Genomic DNA, 1,294 nt, shown 5'->3' on the forward strand with positions numbered 1-1,294 from the left:
GTCCTATCTGAAGACGAAGATACCGACCGGGGCGACCATCGCCATGCATGGCGACGCGGCCAACGACGCCTGGTCGGCGATGGCGCAGGTGACGCAGACGCCGCTTCAGGATGCCGGCTGGGTCGAGCGCAAATACAACGTCCTCAACTTCAACGCCAATCCGGTCGGCCGCATCCGGATCACGCTCACCGGCACGCCGGCGGCGCGCCCGATGGCCTATGACTTCCGGGCGATCTCCGCCCCGTAACCTCGCCAGGATCGCCATGCCCGTTGAAAACACGACGCCGAACCGGGGCTACCAAAAGCCCTTCGGGAGCAACAACCTCGAGGACGATGTCCTGCGGCTGATCGCGGCCCTAGACGCGATCGACGTCGATGTTGCCGGCCTGCTCGTGTCAGTCACCCAGCGCGCTTTGCTGGTCCACAGTCACGTCATCTCCGAAACGACCGGCTTACAGGCGGCGCTCGACGCCAAGCAGGACGAGAGCGAGAAAGGCAACGCCAACGGCTACGCGTCGCTTGGCCCCGACGGCAAGGTGCCGGCCGCGCAACTGCCGTCGGCTCTCTTCGGCTCGCTCAACTATCAAGGCGATTGGAACGCCAACACCAATACTCCGACCATCCCGGCGGCGGCAGCCGGGAACAAGGGCTGGTATTACATGGTGTCGGTTGCCGGCGCCACGAGCGTCGGCGGCATCACCGATTGGAAGGTCGGTGACTGGGCCGTCTCTGACGGCACCAAATGGGTCAAGATCGACAACACCGATGCCGTGGCGAGCGTTGCCGGCAAGAGCGGGGCGGTGACGCTTCAGGTCGCTGACATCACCGACATGAGTGCGAACGGCCGCTCGCTGGCGCAGGCGGCCAACTACGCAGCGATGAAGACGCTGCTTGCCATCACGGCGGCGGATATTACCAACGCGTCGGCAAATGGACGGTCCCTGATCACCGCCGCCGACTATGCGGCGATGCGAACCTTGCTCGGGTTGGTCGCTGCCGCAACGGCCGCGACGGCAAGCACGTTGGCGCAGCGTGACGCGTCCGGCGATATCACAACTCGCCTGTTCCGCTCGGAATATGCCGCGCCTGGAGCCACGGGCTACTTCTGCGGCCAGAACGCTCTCGGGGCTGGCGCCGACAACTACATTCGGCCGATGACGCCCGCTCAGGCGGCGGCTTTGCTCACCCCCTCAATGCAGCTTCAGCGGTTCTATGAAAGCGCGCCGCAAACTTGGACTAACGGTGGCACCCTGACCTTGGCACATGGACTGGGTGTCAGACCAAATATCTACCA

1 protein-coding gene and 1 pseudogene are annotated in these 1,294 nt (G+C 64.5%); both read left to right on the top strand.

What is annotated here, in order from left to right:
* A partial coding sequence (locus EOA27_RS41240; protein WP_189562330.1) for a hypothetical protein occupies positions 1–247 on the top strand: 247 nt, incomplete at its 5' end.
* A gap of 16 nt (positions 248–263) precedes the next feature.
* Positions 264–1,294, top strand: a pseudogene (locus tag EOA27_RS36870) (hypothetical protein); the annotation flags it as partial.

This window comes from Mesorhizobium sp. M2A.F.Ca.ET.037.01.1.1 (assembly GCF_003998075.1).
GTDB lineage: Bacteria > Pseudomonadota > Alphaproteobacteria > Rhizobiales > Rhizobiaceae > Mesorhizobium.